The 966-nt window shown below is 67.4% G+C and carries 1 protein-coding gene and 1 pseudogene; both read right to left on the bottom strand.

What is annotated here, in order from left to right; translation table 11 throughout:
* Nucleotides 1-691: carbohydrate ABC transporter permease (locus GWI24_RS44610; protein WP_247617756.1), on the bottom strand; the 691-nt coding region annotated here is incomplete at its 3' end.
* A gap of 26 nt (nucleotides 692-717) precedes the next feature.
* Nucleotides 718-966, bottom strand: a pseudogene (locus tag GWI24_RS44605) (carbohydrate ABC transporter substrate-binding protein); the annotation flags it as partial.

Below are 966 nucleotides of genomic sequence, written 5' to 3'. Positions count from 1 at the left end.
CCTTGGCGGCCTTGGCGTCCTGCGCCCCCTGGATGTCCCCGCGCTTGGCCGCGACCAGCGGCAGCGAGGCGGGGGAACCGGCGCGGAGGGTGTCCCGGGTGGTGAACGCGCCGTTCGACGCCTGGGTCAGCCCGGCGCTGGGACGCGGATGGGCGCCGGGGAACGGCGGCGACTGGCTGAAGGAGTCATGCACGCTCACCCACATGGCGTTGGCCACGCCCTTGTCCGGGTCCTGCTCGTAGACCAGCCGGAAGATGATGCCCGCCGCCAGCATCGAGATCGCCATCGGCATGAAGACGACCAGCTTGAAGGCGGTGGCCCAGCGCACCCGCTCGGTGAGCACGGCGAAGATCAGGCCCAGCGCGGTGGAGACGGTCGGAGCCAGGATCAGCCAGATGACATTGTTCTTGATCGCCGTCCTGGTGGCGCCGTCGGAGAACATCTCCTGGTAGTTGTCCAGGCCGACGAAGCCATGGCCCGAGGCGTCGAAGAAGCTCCGGTAGACGGAGTAGCCGATCGGATAGACGACAAGCGCCCCCAGCAGCACCAGGGCGGGCAGCAGGAACACCGCCGCCAGCCAGGGCCGGGTGCCCATGAGGCTTTTCCGCTTACTTGCGCTCGGCCGTTTGGCCGGTGGGGCGGACGATGCCCGGCCAGGCGTGGCCGCGCCGTCCGCTGTCGCGGTCGACATGATGTGCTTCTCTCCCGGTCGAGTGGTCAGTTCTTGTACGCCTTGGCGGCATCCCGCTCCAGCTGGCGCTGGATGCCATCGACGTTCCTCGGGTTCTTGAGAAAGTCCTGGAGCGCTTTCCACTCGCCCTGCGCCGGCTTGCCACCGAAGGAGGCGGGAGCCTGGTCGGACATGTCGAACCGGAAGTCATTGCCCGCCGCGATCAGCGCCTGCGCGATCTTGCGCATCGAGGCATTGGGATAGGCACTGAACTTGACGTTCTTGTTCGCCGAGAT

Origin of the sequence: Streptomyces sp. MK37H, from assembly GCF_018035285.1 — a bacterium.
Lineage (GTDB): Bacteria > Actinomycetota > Actinomycetes > Streptomycetales > Streptomycetaceae > Streptomyces > Streptomyces endocoffeicus.
Note: the sequence above shows the minus strand (reverse complement) of the source record. Positions and strands in the feature narration are given on the sequence as shown.